Source organism: Stenotrophomonas sp. 10L48, assembly GCF_056395105.1.
Map to the genome: position 1 here is coordinate 1 of NZ_JBFTIX010000023.1, position 18614 is coordinate 18614.

General features: G+C 67.0%; 15 protein-coding genes. 8 read left to right on the top strand and 7 right to left on the bottom strand.

What is annotated here, in order from left to right:
* Positions 1-477 precede the first annotated feature (477 nt).
* Both pdxY and AC1DCU_RS21135 read left to right on the top strand, forming a co-directional pair.
* Positions 478-1386 (top strand): pyridoxal kinase, encoded by a 909-nt coding sequence (gene pdxY / locus AC1DCU_RS21130; protein WP_032977637.1) that lies wholly within the window; start codon positions 478-480, stop codon positions 1384-1386.
* Positions 1383-2507 carry a prephenate dehydrogenase gene (locus AC1DCU_RS21135; RefSeq protein WP_025875146.1) on the top strand — a complete coding sequence of 375 codons (1125 nt, stop codon included), beginning with the start codon at positions 1383-1385 and terminating at the stop codon, positions 2505-2507. The genes pdxY and AC1DCU_RS21135 overlap by 4 nt, the downstream gene beginning before the upstream one ends.
* A 168-nt stretch (positions 2508-2675) precedes the next feature.
* On the opposite strand, the gene AC1DCU_RS21140 is transcribed toward AC1DCU_RS21135, so the two are convergent.
* From AC1DCU_RS21140 to AC1DCU_RS21160, 5 genes are all read right to left on the bottom strand, one after another.
* Positions 2676-2870 (bottom strand): hypothetical protein, encoded by a 195-nt coding sequence (locus tag AC1DCU_RS21140; RefSeq protein WP_025875144.1) that lies wholly within the window; start codon positions 2868-2870, stop codon positions 2676-2678.
* 68 nt (positions 2871-2938) lie between these two features.
* Positions 2939-4717 (bottom strand): ABC transporter transmembrane domain-containing protein, encoded by a 1779-nt coding sequence (locus AC1DCU_RS21145; protein ID WP_032977633.1) that lies wholly within the window; start codon positions 4715-4717, stop codon positions 2939-2941.
* Positions 4710-5306, bottom strand: a complete 597-nt coding sequence (locus AC1DCU_RS21150) for an IMPACT family protein (protein WP_032977630.1) — start codon at positions 5304-5306, stop codon at positions 4710-4712. Before AC1DCU_RS21150 ends, AC1DCU_RS21145 begins: the two co-directional genes overlap by 8 nt.
* Before the next feature lie 34 nt (positions 5307-5340).
* Complete coding sequence (locus AC1DCU_RS21155) at positions 5341-6336, bottom strand: hypothetical protein (protein WP_442251606.1); 996 nt, start codon at positions 6334-6336, stop codon at positions 5341-5343.
* Positions 6333-6851: an RNA polymerase sigma factor gene (locus AC1DCU_RS21160; RefSeq protein WP_229291374.1), complete on the bottom strand. Its 519-nt coding sequence runs from the start codon at positions 6849-6851 to the stop codon at positions 6333-6335. The genes AC1DCU_RS21155 and AC1DCU_RS21160 overlap by 4 nt, the downstream gene beginning before the upstream one ends.
* A gap of 247 nt (positions 6852-7098) precedes the next feature.
* Here AC1DCU_RS21160 and AC1DCU_RS21165 point away from each other — a divergent pair, with 247 nt between their 5' ends.
* Entirely contained in the window at positions 7099-9945 is a 2847-nt protein-coding gene (locus AC1DCU_RS21165) for a bifunctional diguanylate cyclase/phosphodiesterase (RefSeq protein ID WP_032977624.1), read from the top strand.
* A 19-nt stretch (positions 9946-9964) separates the two neighbouring features.
* On the opposite strand, the gene AC1DCU_RS21170 is transcribed toward AC1DCU_RS21165, so the two are convergent.
* Positions 9965-10558 (bottom strand): LOG family protein, encoded by a 594-nt coding sequence (locus AC1DCU_RS21170; RefSeq protein ID WP_032977621.1) that lies wholly within the window; start codon positions 10556-10558, stop codon positions 9965-9967.
* A gap of 194 nt (positions 10559-10752) precedes the next feature.
* The gene (locus AC1DCU_RS21175) at positions 10753-12249 is read right to left on the bottom strand and encodes an aminotransferase class III-fold pyridoxal phosphate-dependent enzyme (RefSeq protein ID WP_032977620.1); all 1497 of its coding nucleotides are present in this window, start codon (positions 12247-12249) and stop codon (positions 10753-10755) included.
* Between the two features lie 210 nt (positions 12250-12459).
* On the opposite strand from AC1DCU_RS21175, the gene queA reads away from it, so the two are divergent.
* The 5 genes from queA to secF all read left to right on the top strand — a co-directional run bounded on the left by queA (position 12460) and on the right by secF (position 18190).
* The gene (gene queA / locus AC1DCU_RS21180; RefSeq protein ID WP_032977618.1) at positions 12460-13527 is read left to right on the top strand and encodes a tRNA preQ1(34) S-adenosylmethionine ribosyltransferase-isomerase QueA; all 1068 of its coding nucleotides are present in this window, start codon (positions 12460-12462) and stop codon (positions 13525-13527) included.
* A gap of 137 nt (positions 13528-13664) precedes the next feature.
* Positions 13665-14795 carry a tRNA guanosine(34) transglycosylase Tgt gene (tgt, locus tag AC1DCU_RS21185; protein ID WP_025875126.1) on the top strand — a complete coding sequence of 377 codons (1131 nt, stop codon included), beginning with the start codon at positions 13665-13667 and terminating at the stop codon, positions 14793-14795.
* A gap of 136 nt (positions 14796-14931) precedes the next feature.
* On the top strand, positions 14932-15276 hold the full coding sequence (yajC, locus tag AC1DCU_RS21190; protein ID WP_025875124.1) for a preprotein translocase subunit YajC: 345 nt from the start codon (positions 14932-14934) through the stop codon (positions 15274-15276).
* Between the two features lie 61 nt (positions 15277-15337).
* A complete protein-coding gene (secD, locus tag AC1DCU_RS21195) occupies positions 15338-17194 on the top strand; it encodes a protein translocase subunit SecD (protein ID WP_313115395.1) in 1857 nt (618 codons plus the stop codon).
* A 15-nt stretch (positions 17195-17209) separates the two neighbouring features.
* Positions 17210-18190, top strand: a complete 981-nt coding sequence (gene secF, locus AC1DCU_RS21200; RefSeq protein ID WP_025875120.1) for a protein translocase subunit SecF — start codon at positions 17210-17212, stop codon at positions 18188-18190.
* The last annotated feature ends 424 nt before the right edge of the window (positions 18191-18614 follow it).

Genomic DNA, 18614 nt, shown 5'->3' on the forward strand with positions numbered 1-18614 from the left:
GCGGGGGACGCCGTGAATCCATCCCTGGAGGCTTGGCCGCGGCATCCATGCCGCGGACACCCCCGCGACCGGACCCACCCCGCCTTCGACAGATCTCCGCAATCTGTCGGGATGGCATGACTTGCTGTTGGTGAGTGTCGACCTTGGTCGACACGTAGATCCACGGCATGCGTGGACGATTTTCGATTTGGATTTGAATATTCGAGTTGGACAGAGATTCATCCACGCATGGCGTGGATCTACTGCTCGCGGGGGTACTTTCGAAGGCGGGGGACTTTGGGTTTGCGGGGTGTGAGCCGCATGGATGCGGCGACCAAGCCTCCAGGGATGGATTCACGGCGTCCCCGCAAACCCACAGTGCCCCGCCATTCCTCGGAGTGCCGCTGTTGCTGTTGCCTCGGCTTTGGCTGTGGCTGTTGCCTCTGCAGGTGCAGGGCGCAGCCCTGCCGAAACCCCCCTTGGGCGTAGAATGCGGGCATGAGCGAATCCCTCGACAACCACCTGGTCCACGGCCGCCGCCAGCGGCCCGACGGCCCTTCGCCGATCGATGTCATTTCGGTCCAATCACAACTGGTCTACGGCCATGCCGGCAACAGCGCCGCGCTGCCCCCGATGCGTGCGCTCGGCGTGCGCGTGGCCTCGATCCCGACCACGCTGCTGAGCAATGCACCGTTCTACGAGACCACCCGTGGCCGTGTGCTGCCCAGCGACTGGTTTGCCGATCTGCTGCTCGGCACGCATGAACGGGGTCTTCCGCAGCGGGCGAAGATGCTGGTCTCCGGTTACTTCGGCAGCGCTGCCAACGGTGCGGCCTTTGCTGATTGGCTGGACGAGATCCTGCCGGCATGTCCGCAGCTGCGCTACTGTCTGGACCCGGTGATCGGCGATACCCACACCGGTCCCTACGTGGAGCCGGGACTGGAAGCGATCTTCGCTGAGCGCCTGCTGCCGCATGCATGGCTGGTTACCCCGAATGCCTTCGAACTCGGTCGCCTGACCGGCATGCCGGCGCTGGCCGAAGCCGATGCCATTGCTGCTTCGCGCGCGCTGCTGGCACGCGGGCCGCAGTGGGTGCTGGCACACAGCGTCGGCGGCAATCCGGGCGAACTGGTGACGCTGGCTGTGGGTCGCGAGGAAACCTGGCGCTGGACCTCGCCGCTGCTGCCGGTGGATGTGGCAGGCACCGGCGACGTGCTGATGTCGCTGATGGTGTCCTTCCTGCTGCGCGGTGAGCCGATGCAGATGGCCATCTCGCGGGCCATCGCCGGCACCCATGCGGCGCTGGAGGCGACCCTGGCCCACGGCTTCGAAGAGTTCGACGTGATCGCGGCCGCACCGGCGGCACTGGCCGACGGCTTGCGCTTCCGCGCCGAACGGCTGGCATGAGCGATCTGCACGAACGCACGCCGCGCACGGTCGGCATCGTCGGCAGTGCCGGCGCCTATGGACGCTGGCTGACCCGGTTCTTCGAACAGCACATGCAGGTGCGCGTGATCGGCCACGATCCGGCCGATCCGGGTTCGCATGCGCCGGAGCAGTTGCTGGAACAGGCCGACGTGTTGGTGTTCTCCGCACCGATCCGGCACACGTCCACGTTGATCGCCGAGTACGCGCGCCTGTCGGCGGGCCGCGAGCAGGAACGCTTGTGGCTGGATGTGACCTCGGTGAAGGAAGCGCCGGTGCAGGCGATGCTGGCCTCGTGCGCCGAAGTGGTGGGCCTGCATCCGATGACGGCGCCGCCCAAGGCGCCGACCCTGAAGGGCCGGGTGATGGTGGTCTGCGAGGCCAGGCTGCTGCATTGGCGGCCCTGGGTGGACGCGTTGTGCCTGGCACTGCAGGCCGAATGCGTGCGCGCCACCCCGCAGCACCATGACCAGATGATGGCGCTGGTGCAGGCGATGGTGCATGCGACCCACTTGGCCCAGGCAGGTGTGCTGCGCGAGTACCAACCGCAGCTGGGCACGCTGGCGGCGATGCTGCCGTATCGATCGGCCTCGTTCGAACTGGATACGGCGATCATCTCGCGCATCCTGTCGTTGAATCCGGCGATCTACGAAGACATCCAGTTCGGCAATCCGTATGTGGCGCCGATGCTGCAACGCCTGATCGGCCAGCTGCAGACGCTGCAGGTACAGGTGGGGCAGGGCGACGACGCTGCGCGGGGCGCGTTCCGCGATCACCTGCTGGAGGCCAACAGGAGTGCCTTCGGCGATCAGGCGCTGGCTGCGGGCAACTACACCTTCGAGCGCGTCGGCTATCTGCTGGCCGACCTGACCGAGCGCAATGCACTGTCGGTACATCTGCCTGAAGACCGCGCCGGTTCGTTGCGTGAGCTGCTGAACGTGTTCGAGCAGCACGGCATCAGCCTCGCCTCGATCCACTCCTCGCGCACGCCTGCCGGCGAAGTGCATTTCCGCATCGGTTTCGTGGCCGGCAGCGAGCCAGGGGCTATCGCGGCAGCCGCGGCCGAAGTGGATGCCAGCGGGATCGGCCGGGTGCTGGCGTAACGCCATTCATCCACAGGGCGTGTGGATGGCTTCTGCGCAAACATGTGGATAACCTGCGGCAGGCCTTGGCGTGCAAGGCTGTCAAGATGGTTGGTCAAAAAATGACCAACCTTTTTTCTGTCCGGAACAGCAGTAGAGCCGGGGCATGCCCGGCTCTGCGGTGGATCGCTAGATCGACAACCTGACCTCGCCGCCGCTGGTGGTGAACTCGCGGCCGTTGCGTACCAGCTGGCGTCCGTCATCAAGCTCATAACGCGGCGTCGCTTCGGAGCCATGCCCACTGCCGCTGGCCTCGGGCTTGAACTCGATGATGATGTGGCTTTCGCCATTGCTGTCGACAGCGGGGAACTGACGGAACGACATGCTTGGCCTCCTTCAGTGGTTCTTCGCTACGCCGCCAGAGTGATCCGGCCGGTGTTAGCCGGCCGTCATCAATCGATGAACTGCAGGCGTGCAAGCTCCGCATACAGGCCGCCTTCAGCCAGCAGCTGCGTATGCGTGCCTTCGGCCACGATACGGCCATGGTCCATCACCACGATGCGGTCGGCCTTCAGCACGGTCGCCAGCCGATGGGCGATGACCACCGTGGTGCGCCCCGCCATCAAGCGTTCCAGCGCCTGCTGCACGCCATGTTCGCTCTGTGCATCCAGCGCGCTGGTGGCTTCGTCGAGCAGCAGGATCGGTGCGTCCTTCAGCAAGGCGCGGGCGATCGCCACGCGCTGCTGCTGGCCACCGGACAGGCGGGCACCGCGCTCGCCCAGTTCGCTGTCGTAGCCCTCTGGCAGCGCACGCAGGAAGGCGTCGGCCTCGGCGGCACGGGCTGCGTCCTCCACCTCGGCGTCACTGGCCTCCAGCCGACCATAGCGGATGTTGTCGCGTGCACTGGAGGCGAACAATGTCGGCTGCTGCGGCACCAGCGCCAGCTGCGCGCGAAGCTCGGCCGGATCGACCTCGCGCACATCGATGCCGTCCACGCAGATGCGGCCGCTTGCCGGATCGTGGAAGCGCAGCAGCATCGACAGCACCGTGCTCTTGCCGGCGCCTGACGGGCCGACCAGGGCGACGGTTTCACCCGGCCGCACGTGCAGGTTGAAATGATCCAGCGCGGCCTGGTCCGGTCGCTGCGGGTAGTTGAATAGCACGTCGTCGAAACGGATCTCGCCACGCAGCGGCTGCGGCAGCGCACGCGGCTTGGCCGGCGCACGGATCTCGATGTCTTCCTGCAGCAGCTCGCCGATGCGGCCCATGCCGCCGGATGCGCGCTGCAGTTCGTTCCACACTTCGGCCAGCGCACCGACCGAACCACCACCGATCAGTGCGTACAGCACGAACTGGCCCAACGTACCGGCGCTGAGCCGCCCGTCGATGACGTCGTGCGCGCCCAGCCACAACACCCCGACAATCGCACCGAACACCAGCAGGATGGCGCTGGCGGTCACCAGCGACTGCGCGCCGATGCGCCGGCGCGCGGCACGGATCGCATCGCCCAGCGCATGGTCGAAACGGCCGCGTTCATAGGGTTCGCGCGCATGCGCTTGCACGGTGCGCACCGCGCCCAGCGTTTCGCTGGCCAGGCTGTTGGCATCGGCAATGCGGTCCTGGCTGCTGCGCGCGATGGTACGCAGCTTGCGCGCGCCGATGATGATCGGCAGCACTGCCAGCGGGATGCCGAGCAGCGACCAGGCGGCCAGCCGCGGACTGGTGACGAACAGCATCGCCAGGCTGCCGACCACGGTGACACTGCTGCGCAGCGCCACGGACATGGTCGAGCCGACCACGCTGCGCAGCAGTTCGCTGTCGGCGGTCAGGCGCGAAACCAGCTCGCCGCTGCGGCTGCGGTCGTGGAAGCCGGCGCCGAGCTGGATCAGGTGCGCGTACAGCCGGCTGCGCAGATCCGCCACGACCTTCTCGCCGAGCAGCGAAACAAAGTAGAAGCGCGCCGCCGTCGCCAACGCCAGCACCACAGCGACCAGCATCAGCAATGCAAAGGCACGGTTGATCTGGCCACCGCTGCTGAAGCCGTGGTCGATCATCTGCTTCACCGCCGGCGGCAGGCTCAGGGTCGCCGCTGAAGAAACGGCCAGGGCCAGCAGCCAGGCGCTGAACAATCCGCTGTGGCGGCGCACGAACGGCCACAGTGTGCGCAGGCTGCCGAGGCGGCGCAGCGGCGGGGAGGCCGGGTCGGTCGCCGGTGCGTCCTTGTCAGTCATCGAAGGGGTCATCTTGGATACGGATACGATCACGGGTGGCGTCGCGCAGGCGGATTTTCAATGCGTCGACCTGGTCTGCGGGCAATTCCACCCGCAATCTCACGCCATTGGCATCGAACTGTTCATCGCGCTTTTCGGCCGCGTGGGCCGGCAGGGCCGCATGCAGCGCGCCCAGGTCCTCGAATCCAGCCACCAGCTGCAGCCGCGCCATCGCCACCAGTGGCAGGCGCGGCGCGGTGCGCAGGCATTCGGCAGCGGCGCCGCCGTAAGCCCGGACCAGGCCACCGGCGCCCAGCTTGATGCCGCCGAACCAGCGGGTGACCACCACCATCACCCGGTCGAATCCCTGCCCATCGATGGCGGCCAGGATCGGGCGGCCCGCGGTGCCGGCGGGCTCGCCGTCATCGCTGGAGCGATAGTCCTGGCCGTGCCGGTAGGCCCAGCAGTTGTGGGTCGCATCGGCTACCGATACGTCCTGCAGAAATGCCATCGCCGCAGACGCGCTCTCGATCGGCGCGGCATGCGCGATGAAGCGACTGTGCTTGACGTCCAGGGTGTGGTTGACCGGTTGGGCGAGGGTATCGGGCATTCCCTTCATTCTACGGGCTTGCCGCCGATGTGCTTCAGTCGTCCAGCAACGGTCGCACATCCTTTGGCAGGCGCGCCTCTGGATACGTCTGCAGGTAACGCTCCAGGCTCGCCCGGGCCAGGTCGCGCTGGCCGGCGTCGCGGCGCTCGCGGATCTTCTGCAGCCATTGCCGGCGTGGCAGCCGGGCATCGGCCTGCACTTCGGCCTGTACCGCGTCCGCGCTGAGGTTCGCGTCGCTTGCGCGGCGCATGACGCCAGGCGCGGTTCTGCCGGCCGCGTCCTGCTTGGCCGCGGTGAGCGCGACGCGGTCTTCGGCCGTGGCCTGCGCGGAGGGCATGGATTCGGCCGCCGCCGCAGTGGCCTTGCGGGCCCTCATCGCCGCGGCAGGGGCCGCAGGCGCAGGTGCCGAATAGGCTTCGGCCGCGGGGGGCGCTGCCGCTGGCATCGGAGGCGGCGCAAACGCTGTGTCGGCTGCCGGCGCAGGTGGCGGTGCCGGCGCCATCATCGGAGCAGGTGCCTGCCGGGGTGCGGCAGGCGCGGGTTTCACCGCCTCCGCGATGGCTGGTGCCGGAGCCGGTGCTGCCTTGGCCGCCGCAGGTGCCGGTGCTGCGGCCGGTGCAGGTACCGGTGCAGGTACCGGTGCGGCTTCGGTGGCCGCGACATCGGCGGCCGCGCTGTCGTAGGCCGTGCCTTCGGCGCTCGCATCGGCCGCCATTTCCTGTGCAGCCGGCGCGGTGGCAACTGCCTCGGCAGGGGCCGAGGGCGGCTCTGGACGCATCTGCCAGGCGATGCCAACGGCGAACACCGCCGATGCGGCCACGCCGAACACGGCCGGCCAGCGGCGGCGCGGGCGCAGCGTGCGCGGTGCCGCCGGCGCTGGGGCCGCCTCGCGTGCTGGCGTCTCCACGGCCGCACGCGCAGCGGCGAGGATCGCCGCATCCAGTGCCGGCGGAGGGCCCTGTTCGGTGCGGCGCCCAAGCAGGCGTGCCAGTTCGCGTTCTTCCGGCGTCAGTGCATCGTCTCGGTTCATGCGTTCAGTCCCGCACGCAGCTTGTCCATCGCATAGCGCAGCCGCGATTTCACGGTTTCCCGGCCAACGCCGGTGATCTGGCCGATCTCCTCCAGGCTCAGTTCCTGTTCCAGCCGCAGCTGCAGCACTTCGCGCTGTTCTGCGGGCAGTTCTTCCATCGCCAGCTGGATGCGGCGACGTTGCTCGAATTCGGACAATTCCGCTTCCGGTGTCTGCCCATCTTCCAGCGCGGCCAGGCGCAGATCGGCATCGGCCGGTGCAGGGGGGCGATGGCGGGCGGCGCGCCAGTGGTCATTCAGGCGGTTGTGGGCGATGCGGAACAGCCAGGTGCTGAAGGCTGCATCGGCCTGCCAGCCTGCACGCGCGCTGATCACCCGCTGCCAGACGTCCTGGAACATCTCCTCGGCCAGCGCGGTGTCGCGCAGCTGCCGCAGCAGGAAGCCGAACAGGCGCTTGCGATGACGGGCATACAGGCTTTCGAACGCGTGCACTTCACCGGCGGCCCAGGCCAGCATCAAGGCTTCATCGGTTGGCAGGGCGCTGGCATCCACGCCGTACAGGGTAAGCCCTGCAGGCGGTGGCGCATAGCCAGCGATGGGGTGGGACAGGGCGACAGTCACGGCAGGAACCGGGAGGGGATCAACAGGAAAAACGCCCGAGGGCACGTTTCGGGGTTGCCGGGCTTCCATTGCCCCCCGGGTGGCGCGTTATGCTCGGTAATTCAGGGGAGGCGGCGCTCAGGCGGCGCCAAGAGAACGTCATTTGTCCACCGAAGCCGACCGCGCGCTGGAAGCGTCAAACAACGAGCCTGTGCTGAGCGCAGCGCTGGTGCGCGCGCTGCATGCGCTGCTGCCGGAAACGGCGATCGTGCGCGTCGGCTGGGACGATCCGCAGCTCGGCAGCGGGCAGGGCGGTTGGCCGATCGGCGGCGGCGAGGAGGACATCTGGCAGCCGCTGGCCGACCACGCTGAAGGCCGCCACGGCTGGGAATACGACGGCGCCCGGCTGCTGCTGTCGGTACGCGGCGCGACGCCTTCCCCGGCCTGGTGGGGGCTGGCCCGGCAGGCCATGGAGCTGGCCCTGCAGCGGGGCCGCCAGGCGGGGCAGATCAAGGCGCTGGAAGAAGCTGAGCGGTTGCAGCAGGCCCTGTTCCAGATTGCCGACCTGGCCGGTGCCGACCTGGAAATGAGCGAGATGCTGCGCCACGTGCATGGCGTGCTGGGCACGCTGATGTACGCGCAGAACTGCTACATCGTCGAGTATGACGATGCCCGCCGGCAGATCCGCTTCCTGTACTTCGCCGACCAGGTCGATGATTTCGTCGCCGATCCTGCCCAAGGCTACGACATCGACCAGATGCCGCGCAGCCTGACAGTAGCGCTGCTGCGGCATGGCCGGCCGTTGAGCGGGCCTTCGCGCGAACTGCTGGCGCGGGTAGACCAGGAGCACGACCCGCAGCGGGGTCCGGAAAGCCTGGACTGGCTGGGCGTGCCGATGCTGCGCGATGGCCGGGTGTGTGGTGCGATCGTGGTGCAGAGCTACGAGCATGCCGACCGCTACGGCGAGGCCGAACGGGCCCTGCTGGGTTTTGTCGCCCAGCACGTGCAGACCGCCATGGACCGCCGCCAGGCGCAGGTGCGGCTGGAGCAGCAGGTGGAACGCCGCACGCAGGAACTGCAGCGCGCCAATCTCAGCCTGCAGGATGAAGTGGCCGAGCGCCGCCGCGCCGAGCAGTTGCAGACCGCGCTGTACAACATCGCCGAAATGGCGATGTCGGCCGACAGCCTGGCGCAGTTCTACGGGCAGGTGCACGGCGTGGTCGGGCGCTTGCTGGATGCGCGCAATTTCTATATCGCGCTGGTCAATGCCGAGGGCGATGGGCTGGATTTCGTCTATTCGGTCGACGAGCACAACGCGAGTCGTGCACCGCGCGCGTTCAGTCGCGGCCTGACCGAGTATGTGGTCCGCCATCGTCGGCCCCTGCTGGCCTCGCGTGCGCAGATCGATGCGCTGCTGGAAACCGGCGAGGTGCGCGAATCCGGCGCACGTTCGCAGTGCTGGCTCGGCGTGCCGTTGCTGCGCGACGACGAAGTGGTCGGTGCGATCGTGGTGCAGAGTTATACCGAGCAGATCGCCTTCAGCGTGCATGACCAGCGCCTGCTGATCTTCGTTGCGCAGAACATCGGCACCGGTCTTGCGCGCCAGCGCGACCAGCAACGACTGCGCTCGGCGCATGCCGAGCTGGAAAAGCGGGTGGAGGAGCGCACCCGCGAGCTGGGCGAGGTGAACGAAAAACTGCTGGGCCAGATCGGCGAGCGCCTGCGCGCCGAGCAGCGACTGACCCACCAGGCGATGCACGACGCGCTGACCGGACTGCCCAATCGCCTGCACCTGCTGGACAGGCTGCAGGATGCGCTGGCGCTGGCCCGGCGCGAAGGTGGCCCGGTGTTCGCGGTGCTGTTCCTGGACCTTGACCGCTTCAAGCTGGTCAACGACAGCATCGGTCACGCCGCCGGCGATCGCATGCTGGTGGAAGTAGCCAAGCGCATCGTGTCCATGGCCGGCGACAATGATGTGGTGGCGCGCCTGGGCGGTGATGAGTTCGCCGTGCTGCTGCACTGTCCGGAGGGCCTGGCGCAGGCGCTGGATTTCGGCCAGCGGCTGTTGCTGGCACTGCAGGAATCGATGTGGATCGCCGGTCGCGAGCTGTTCCCCTCCGGCAGCCTGGGCATCGCCTTGTGGAACCCGCGCTATCGCACCGGCGAGGAACTGCTGCGCGACGCCGATGCGGCGATGTACCGGGCCAAGGCCCAAGGCCACGACCGCTGCTCGATCTTCGATGAGGAGATGCGCGAGCAGGCGCTGCGCAGCCTGGATCTCGAGGCCGACCTGCGGCGGGCGATCAACAACCGTGATTTCGTGCCGTTCTACCAGCCGATCGTGCGCCTCTCCGACGGCGAGGTGGTCGGCCACGAGGCCCTGCTGCGCTGGAAGCACGAGCGCCGTGGGCTGCTGCTGCCAGGCGCGTTCCTGGAACTGGGTGAGGAAAGTGGCCTGATCGAACAGGTCGACTGGCTGATCTATGAGCAGGTCATTGCCGGCCTTGCCGACGGCGGGCGTGGCTATGTGTCGGTCAACGTGTCGCCACGGCATTTCCGCTCCGCCGAGTTCAGCGGGCGCCTGTATGGCCTGCTGGAGGCGAGCAACGCGGACCCGCGGCGGTTGCGCCTGGAGATCACCGAGGTGGCGCTGCTCGATGACGGTCCACACACGCTGCGCATCCTGAAGGGCCTGCGTGAACGCGGCATCCAGGTGCAGCTGGATGATTTCGGCACGGGTTTCTCGGCGCTGTCCTACCTGCACCGTTTCCCGATCAGCACGTTGAAGATCGACCAGAGCTTCATTGCCGGCCTGCACGGCCCGGAGGCACAGAGCACGCGCGCGCTGGTCGAAGGCGTGCTGTCGCTGGCACGCACGCTGGGCATCGAGACGATCGGCGAAGGCATCGAGACCGAGGCGCAGCGTGACACGCTGTTCGAGCTCGGCTGTGACTACGGCCAGGGCTACCTGCTGGGCCGGCCGGCACCGTGGACGCGCGCGGCAGCCTGAGCCACCGCGCACGTAGTCTTCAACGCAGCGCCGCGCGGCGCTTCTCGTCGATCCACTTCGAGGCCTGGGCCGGCTGGTAGTCCTTCATCCAGGCCAGCATCTCCTCGATGTCCGAGCCGTACCACAGGTCCTGGCGCTGCTCGGGGTGCAGGAAGCGCTCTTCCACCATGCGATCGATCATGCCGATCAACGGCGCATAGAAGCCGTCTACATCGAGGAACGCGCAGGGCTTGTTGCCGATGCCGAGCTGGCGCCAGGTCAGCATCTCGAAGATCTCTTCCATGGTGCCGAAGCCGCCGGGCAGGGCGACGAAGCCATCGGACAGATCGAACATGCGCGACTTGCGCTCATGCATCGAACCGACGATCTCCAGTTCGGTCAGGCCGCGATGGGCCACTTCCCAGTCGGCCAGCTGGCGCGGAATCACGCCGGTGACCTCACCGCCGGCGGCGAGCACGGCATTGGCCACGGTACCCATCAGACCGACATTGCCGCCGCCGTACACCAGGCGCATGCCGTCGCGGGCGATGCGATCGCCCAGCGCGATGGCGCGTTCGGTGTAGACCGGCTTGCTGCCAGCGTTGGAACCGCAGTACACACAGATCGACTTCATGGATCTTCCTGTCTTGGCCGGAAACGAAAACGCCCCGCGGTCAACCAGTGAAGCCGGTCGCAGGGCGGGGTGTCCGGGCAATTATGAGGCTTTGCCGTTGTTCTCTGTAGCGCCGGGCCATGCCCGGCGGCATTTCGTTCAGATCACGGCCAGCCCTTCAGCCGGGCAGCGCCCGGCTCTACGAGGGTCTGGGATTACGCGGCGGCAGCCTGTTCGCGGCGCGGCCCTTCACGCAGCGCACGGCCCACCATGCCTACCAGCAGGTCCAGCTCGCTGCTGTCCATGCCGAAGTGCGGGGTGAAGCGCAGCGAGTTCTCGCCACCATGGATCACGTTGATGCCGTGCTGGCGCAGCCATTCCTCGGTGGAATTGGCGCCATAGCACTTGAACTGTGGGGCCAGTTCGCAGGAGAACAGCAGGCCGGTGCCCTGCACCTTGGTGATCAGGCCGCCCAGTTCGTTCTTCAGCTGCTCCAGCTTGCGCACGGCCTCGGCACCGCGCTCGGCGATGTTGGCGCGGACCTGCGGGGTCAACTGGGCCAGGGTGGCGCAGGCCACGTCCAGCGCACGCGGGTTGCTGGTCATGGTGTTGCCGTAGATGCCCTTGCGGTACAGCTGCGCGGCGTGCTCGGTCACGGCCAGCACCGACAGCGGATACTGCGCGGCGTTCAGTGCCTTGGAGTAGGTTTCCATGTCCGGCGCGTCCAGGCCTTCAAAGCCGGGATAGTCGACCACCGACAGCACGCCGTGGGCGCGCAGGCCGGCCTGGATCGAGTCCAGCAGCAGCAGGCTGCCATGGGCGCGGGTCAGTTCGCGGGCCAGCGCATAGAACGCCGGCGGCACGGAGCGGCCCGGGTCACCTTCGCCCATCACCGGCTCCAGGAACACCGCTTCGATGAACCAGTTGTTGTGCGCGGCATCCTCGAACACCTTGCGCAGGCCGGCCTCGTCGTACGGGGCGACGGTGATCACCGACTCTTCGCCACGGTAGCTGGCCAGGTGCTGCATGTAGGTCTTGCGGCTTGAATCGGAATACAGCGCCGGTCGGTCGGTGCGGCCGTGGAAGCTGCCCTTGATGACTACGCGCTTGATTGCCGCACCGGCATGGCGGGCACCCGGGTCGGTCTGCAGCTTGGCGTTGACGTCGGCGATGCGCGCGGCCAGGCCAACCGCTTCAGAGCCGGAATTCAGGCACATGAAGCGCGTGAACGGGCAGCCGCCACGACGGTGGCCGATCTCGGCCCGCAGCGCGGTGATGAAGCGCTGCTGGGACAGGCTGGGGGTCATGATGTTGGCCATCACCTGCGGCCGTGACATCGCCTCCATGACGGCGTCCGGGGTGTGGCCGAAGCCCAGCATGCCGTAGCCGCCAGCGTCGTACAGCACCGCGCCTTTCAGGGTGACCACCCACGGACCGCGCGCGGCCAACGCCACGTACGGGGTCACCGCATCATCGGCGTAGAAATTGACGAAGCCGTCCTGCATGGCATCGATCTGCGCCTGCTCATCCTGTGCCAGCAGCGGCCCCAGCTCAGCCTGCACGCGCGCGAATTCGGCAGCAGCGGCATCGACCGCGGCGACCAGCTGCGAGTGGTTCGCGGCGAGGGCGGTCAGGGTTGCGTCATCCAGGCCGTTGGTGAGGCGGGTGCCGGGCTGGGCGCGGAGGGGGGCGAGGCGTTCGATGAAGCTCATTGCAGATCTCCTGAAACGTTGGGTCGCACGGGCCTTCAAAAGCAAAACGCGCGTCTTCACGCGCGCTTGGGGCGGGCTCGTGCAGCGGACTTCCTCGTCGATGCTAGCACTTGTTTTTTTGCGCGATAACCCCGCAAAAGACTGCTGCATAGCAGCATTTTGCGCGACGTTCGGCCTCGCTCGTGCCGGCTCGCAGACGCTGGACGTACAATGCGCGCCATTGTCGACCTGTTGCCGTCCACTGCCTTGAAGAAGTCCGATTTCCATTACGAACTGCCGGCCGAACTGATTGCCCAGGCCCCCTTGGCCGAACGCTCGGCGAGCCGCCTGCTGCTGGTGCCACCGGCGCCGACCGCCTTCACCGACCTGCAGGTGCGCGACCTGCCATCGCTGCTGCAACCGGGCGACCTGCTGGTGTTCAACGACACCCGGGTGATTCCGGCGCGCCTGTTCGGGCAGAAGGCCAGCGGTGGCCGCGTGGAGATCCTGATCGAGCGCCTGCTCGGCGGCCAGCAGGCGCGGGCCCAGGTGGGTGCCAGCAAGTCGCCGAAGGCCGGCAGCCGCATCGCCCTGGATGCCGGTGGCGAAGCCGAAGTGCTGGGGCGCGACGGCGAGTTCTACGTGCTGCAGTTCCATGTGCCGGAATCGCTGGAGCAGTGGCTGCTGCACGCTGGCCGGCTGCCGTTGCCGCCCTACATCCAGCGCGAGCCCGGCGTGGACGATCGCGAGCGCTACCAGACCGTGTTCGCGCGCGAAGTGGGCGCCGTGGCGGCACCGACTGCCGGCCTGCACTTCGATGAGGCGCTGCTGGGAGCACTGAAGGACAAGGGCGTGGATTTCGGCCACGTCACCCTGCACGTGGGCGCAGGCACGTTCCAGCCGGTGCGCGCCGACGACCTGAAGGACCACGTCATGCACCGCGAGTGGCTGAACGTCGGTGCCGAGCTGGTGCAGCAGGTGCGACGCACGCGTGCGGCCGGTGGCCGGGTGATCGGCGTCGGCACGACGGTGGTGCGCGCGCTGGAAAGTGCGATGCGTGAGGGGGAGTTGCTGCCGTTCGCGGGCGAAACGCAGATCTTCATCACCCCCGGCTACCGGATCCGCAGCGTCGACGCGATGGTGACCAATTTCCATCTGCCCGAAAGCACGCTGCTGATGATGATCTCGGCGTTTGCCGGCAAGGAGCGCGTGTTCGAGGCCTACCAGCACGCGATCGAGCAGCGCTACCGCTTCTTCAGCTACGGCGACGCGATGCTGCTGTTCCCGCAGGCGGGGTAGGGCTGAGGTGGGTAGCGCCGGTCCATGCCCGGAGAGGCGCAGTTGCGGGTCATCCGCCGGGCATGGCCCGGCGCTACCGGAGCAGGAAAGGCGGTTTTGGGAGACAATGGGCGACTATTTGCCCGAACGACCGCTCCATGTCCCGATTGCAGTTCCAGCTCCAGACCCGTGATGGCCGCGCCCGCCGTGGCCGCCTGACCTTCCCGCGTGGCACGGTGGAAACGCCGGCCTTCATGCCGGTGGGGACCTATGGCTCGGTCAAGGGCATCCTGCCGGACCAGGTGCGCGCGCTGGGCGCCGAGATCATCCTCGGCAACACCTTCCACCTGTACCTGCGGCCGGGCCTGGACATCATCGCCGACCACGGCGGCCTGCACGGCTTCTGCCGCTGGGATGGCCCGATCCTGACCGACTCCGGCGGCTTCCAGGTGTTCTCGCTGGCCCACCGCCGCAAGATCACCGAGCAGGGCGTGACCTTCGCCTCGCCGACCGACGGTGCCCGGGTGTTCCTGGGCCCGGAGGAGAGCATGAAGATCCAGAAGGTGCTCGATTCGGACGTGGTGATGATCTTCGACGAGTGCACGCCGTACCCGGCCACCGAGGACGTCGCCCGCCGGTCGATGGAACTGAGCCTGCGCTGGGCCCAGCGCAGCCGCAACGCGCATGACGAACTGGGCAACGATGCGGCCCTGTTCGGCATTGTCCAGGGCGGGGTGCACACCGACCTGCGCAGCCGTTCGGCCGAGGCCCTGCAGGGGATCGGCTTCGACGGCTATGCCATTGGCGGCCTGGCCGTGGGCGAGCCGGAAGACGAGCGCAACGCCATGCTCGACCATCTGGACCCGGAGCTGCCGGCCGACCGTCCGCGCTACCTGATGGGCGTTGGCCGCCCTGAAGACCTGGTCGAGGGTGTCGCCCGCGGCGTGGACATGTTCGATTGCGTGATGCCGACCCGCAATGCGCGCAACGGCCACTATTTCACCTCGTTTGGCACCGTCCGCATCCGCAATTCGCAGTACGCGCGGGACATGGACCCGATCGAGCCGGGCTGTGGCTGCGTGGCCTGTGCCGGCGGCTATACCCGCTCGTACCTGCGCCATCTGGACCGCTGCAACGAGATGCTGGCGCCGATGCTGGGCACCCAGCACAACCTCTTCTATTACGAAAAGCTGATGGCCGACATCCGCGCAGCCATCGAGGCGGGAACCTTCCTGGCCTTCCGCGAGTCCTTCTACGCAGCACGCGGGGCGGTAGCGCCGCCCCTGTAAACCCGCAGCACCCCCTGCCAAACGGCCCGAGGACGAACGCCCGGGGCCGTGGCATACTTCAAGGCTGACCCAGATCCGCGGTCGACACCTCGTGCCCGTGAAACGGCCGAAGCGCCGCCCAACCAAAGGACCAACGATGAACCTGCTTGCCTTCCTGATTCCCGCCGCCCACGCCCAGGCCGCTGGCGGCCAACCGCAGGGCATGGGCCTGACCACGCTGCTGTTCCCGATCATCCTGATCGCCATCATGTACTTCCTGATGATCCGCCCGCAGATGAAGCGGCAGAAGGAGCACAAGGCCATGCTGGAGAAGATCAAGCGTGGCGACGAAGTGCTGACCAACGGCGGCATCGCCGGCAAGGTCACCGATATCGGCGACAACTTCGTCACCGTCGAAGTGGCCGAGAACGTGCGCATCCGCGTGCAGAAGGGCGCTGTCGGCAGCGTGCTGCCGACCGGCACCCTGGATTCGGCCAAGTAAGCCACTCCCTTTCTGAAGCACAACCGCGGCGCCGGGGATGGCGCCGCGCGGGACCCAAGCAATGCTCGAATTTCCACGCTGGAAGTACGTCGTCATCGTGATCGTACTGGCGCTCAGCACGCTGTACGCACTGCCCAACATCTACCAGAAGGACCCGGCCATCCAGATCACCGCCAACCGTGGCGGGCAGATCGACGATGCGCTGCGCGACCGTGTGCTGGCCGACCTGAAGAAGGCCGGTGTCACCACGATCGGTGCAGAGAAGGAAGGGGACAGCCTGATCGTCCGCCTGTCGGACCTGAAGTCGCAGTCTGCCGCCAGCGATGCGCTGCGTGACAGCGTGGGCGAGAACTATACGGTTGCCCTGAACCTGGCCTCGACCGTGCCGGACTGGCTGGCCAAGCTCGGCGGCCGCCCGATGGTGCTGGGCCTGGACCTGCAGGGCGGCGTGCACTTCGTGCTGCAGGTCGACCAGAAAGCCGCGCTGGACAAGCGCCTGGACGCCTACACCGAGGACGTGCGCAGCACCCTGCGTGATGCGCGCATCGCCTACCAGTCGGTCGAGCGTCGTGCCGACAACACCATCGTCGCCAACCTGAGCCCCTCGGCCGGCGAAGACGCCGGTACCCGTGCCCGCGCCGCGCTGGCCAAGGCGCAGCCGACCCTCGGCTATGACGTCAGTGGCAACCGCATCACGGTCTCCATTCCGGAAGCGGAAATCACGCAGATCGCCAACGGCGCCATCGAGCAGAACATCAACACCCTGCGCAACCGCGTGAACCAGCTCGGCGTGTCCGAGCCGATCATCCAGCGCCAGGGTGCTGATCGCGTGGTGGTGCAGCTGCCGGGCGTGCAGGACACGGCCGAAGCCAAGCGCATGATCGGTGCCACCGCCACCCTGGAATACCGGGCCGTGGTGGACGGCAACGCGCAGGACGCCATCGCGTCGGGTCGTATTCCGCCGGAAGCGAAGGTCTACCAGCGCCGTGACAACGGCGGTCCGGTGCTGCTGAACAAGCGCGTGATCGTCACCGGTGACCAGATGGTGGCCGCGCAGGCGGTGACCGACTCCACCAGCGGCACCCCGGCAGTCAGCGTGACGCTGAACAACGTCGGTGGCCAGCGCATGTTCGACTTCACCAGCGCGAACGTGAACAAGCCGATGGCGGTGGTCTACACCGAGCGCGTGCCGACCGTGACCGTCGTCGACGGTGAGGAAGTGCGTGGCTTCAAGGTCAACGAGGAAGTCATCTCGGTGGCCAACATCAACGGCGTGTTCGGCAAGAACTTCCAGACCACCGGTCTGCAGAAGAAGGAAGCCGAGGACCTGGCCAAGCTGCTGAAGTCGGGCTCGCTGGCTGCGCCGATGGACTTCGTAGAAGAGCGCGTGGTCGGCCCGAGCCTGGGCGCGGAGAACGTCAAGAACGGCATCACCGCGGTGGTCTATGCGTTCATGTTCACCCTGGTGTTCTTCACCATCTACTACCGCATGTTCGGCCTCATTACTTCGATCGCGATGCTGTTCAACCTGCTGATCGTGGTGGCGGTGATGTCGCTGTTCGGCGCGACCATGACCCTGCCGGGCTTCGCCGGCCTGGCCTTGTCGGTCGGCCTGTCGGTCGACGCCAACGTGCTGATCAACGAGCGTATCCGTGAAGAACTGCGTGCCGGCGTGCCGGGCAAGACCGCGATCGTGACCGGTTACGAGCGTGCGTCGGGCACCATCCTCGACGCCAACCTGACCGGCCTGATCGTCGGTGTGGCGCTGTTCGCATTCGGTACCGGTCCGCTGAAGGGCTTCGCGCTGACCATGATCATCGGTATTTTCGCTTCCATGTTCACCGCGATCACCGTATCGCGTGCACTGGCGACGCTGATCTACGGCCGTCGCAAGAAGCTCCAGAACGTGGCCATCTGACGGGACGACACGCACATGAAACTGTTTCCGCTGCACATCCTCCCGAACGATACCAAGATCGACTTCATGCGCTGGCGCCATGTCGCGATGGTCGTCACGATCATCGTGTTCCTGGCCTCGATCGGCATCATCGGCTTCAAGGGCTTCAACTACGCTCTGGACTTCACCGGCGGCACCCTGATCGAAGCCCGCTTCGAACACGCGGTGGATGTCGAGGACGTCCGCAGCAAACTTGAGCAGAACGGCTTCGATGGCGCCCAGGTACAGAGCGTCGGTGGCAACACCGACCTGCTGATCCGCCTGGCCCCGCACGGTGAGCACGCTCCGGGTACCGGCGGCGCTTCGGCCGAAGACAAGGCGACTGCCGCGGCCGTGGTCAAGGCGGTCTCTTCGGCTGACAACCAGGCCACCGTGCTGCGCAACGAGTTCGTTGGCCCGCAGATCGGCAAGGACCTGGCGATGAATGGCCTGTACGCCACCATCTTCATGCTGGCCGGCTTCCTGATCTACATCGCGGTGCGTTTCGAATGGAAGTTCGCGGTCACCGCGAGCATCGTGGCGATGTTCGACCTGATCGTGACGGTGGCCTACGTGTCGCTGCTCGGCCGTGAGTTCGACCTGACCGTGCTGGCCGGCCTGCTGTCGGTGATGGGCTTTGCGATCAACGACATCATCGTGGTGTTCGACCGCGTCCGCGAGAACTTCCGCAGCCTGCGCGTGGAGCCGATGGAAGTGCTGAACCGTTCGATCAACCAGACGCTGTCGCGTACGGTGATCACCGCGGTGATGTTCTTCCTGTCCGCACTGGCCCTGTACCTGTACGGCGGCAGTTCGATGGAAGGCCTGGCCGAGACGCACATGATCGGTGCGGTGATCGTGGTGCTGTCCTCGATCCTGGTGGCGGTGCCGATGCTGACGGTCGGCGCGCTGCGCGTGACCAAGCAGGACCTGCTGCCCAAGGCCAAGGACGTCGAGGCCCTCGCGCGCCGTCCGTAAGCCTCTGCTGCACGCAGTACACAGAGAACCCCGCGCAAGCGGGGTTTTTTGTTGGCAGGGCTGCGCCCTGCACCCGCCGAGGCCCTAAAGCAACGGCAACGTCAAAAGCCACAGCGGCACTGGCTTTCTGCTGGCTGGGCGGGGCCGTATGGGTTGGCAGGACACGCCGTAAACCCGTCCATGGGGGCTCGATGGCGCCATCCATGGCGCCAACGGTCCTGCCAACCCACACGGCCCCACCCCCGACAGATTCCTGCGGCTGTTGGTAGGTGTCGACCTTGGTCGACACATCTGTCAGATATCGAATGAACTCATCCGTGTCGACCAAGGTCGACACCTACCAGGGCCGGACGCTGTTCCACCAGATCGCGGGAAACTGTCGAAGGCGGGGTGGGTCCGGTTGAGGGGGCGTGAGCCGCATGGA

Coding starts and splice junctions, on each gene's coding strand:
- pdxY (WP_032977637.1), top strand. CDS start 478: ATGAGCGAATCCCTCGACAACCACCTGGTCCACGGCCGCCGCCAGCGG.
- AC1DCU_RS21135 (WP_025875146.1), top strand. CDS start 1,383: ATGAGCGATCTGCACGAACGCACGCCGCGCACGGTCGGCATCGTCGGC.
- AC1DCU_RS21140 (WP_025875144.1), bottom strand. CDS start 2,870: ATGTCGTTCCGTCAGTTCCCCGCTGTCGACAGCAATGGCGAAAGCCAC.
- AC1DCU_RS21145 (WP_032977633.1), bottom strand. CDS start 4,717: ATGACTGACAAGGACGCACCGGCGACCGACCCGGCCTCCCCGCCGCTG.
- AC1DCU_RS21150 (WP_032977630.1), bottom strand. CDS start 5,306: ATGCCCGATACCCTCGCCCAACCGGTCAACCACACCCTGGACGTCAAG.
- AC1DCU_RS21155 (WP_442251606.1), bottom strand. CDS start 6,336: ATGAACCGAGACGATGCACTGACGCCGGAAGAACGCGAACTGGCACGC.
- AC1DCU_RS21160 (WP_229291374.1), bottom strand. CDS start 6,851: ATGCTGGCCTGGGCCGCCGGTGAAGTGCACGCGTTCGAAAGCCTGTAT.
- AC1DCU_RS21170 (WP_032977621.1), bottom strand. CDS start 10,558: ATGAAGTCGATCTGTGTGTACTGCGGTTCCAACGCTGGCAGCAAGCCG.
- AC1DCU_RS21175 (WP_032977620.1), bottom strand. CDS start 12,249: ATGAGCTTCATCGAACGCCTCGCCCCCCTCCGCGCCCAGCCCGGCACC.
- queA (WP_032977618.1), top strand. CDS start 12,460: ATGCGCGCCATTGTCGACCTGTTGCCGTCCACTGCCTTGAAGAAGTCC.
- tgt (WP_025875126.1), top strand. CDS start 13,665: ATGTCCCGATTGCAGTTCCAGCTCCAGACCCGTGATGGCCGCGCCCGC.
- yajC (WP_025875124.1), top strand. CDS start 14,932: ATGAACCTGCTTGCCTTCCTGATTCCCGCCGCCCACGCCCAGGCCGCT.
- secD (WP_313115395.1), top strand. CDS start 15,338: ATGCTCGAATTTCCACGCTGGAAGTACGTCGTCATCGTGATCGTACTG.
- secF (WP_025875120.1), top strand. CDS start 17,210: ATGAAACTGTTTCCGCTGCACATCCTCCCGAACGATACCAAGATCGAC.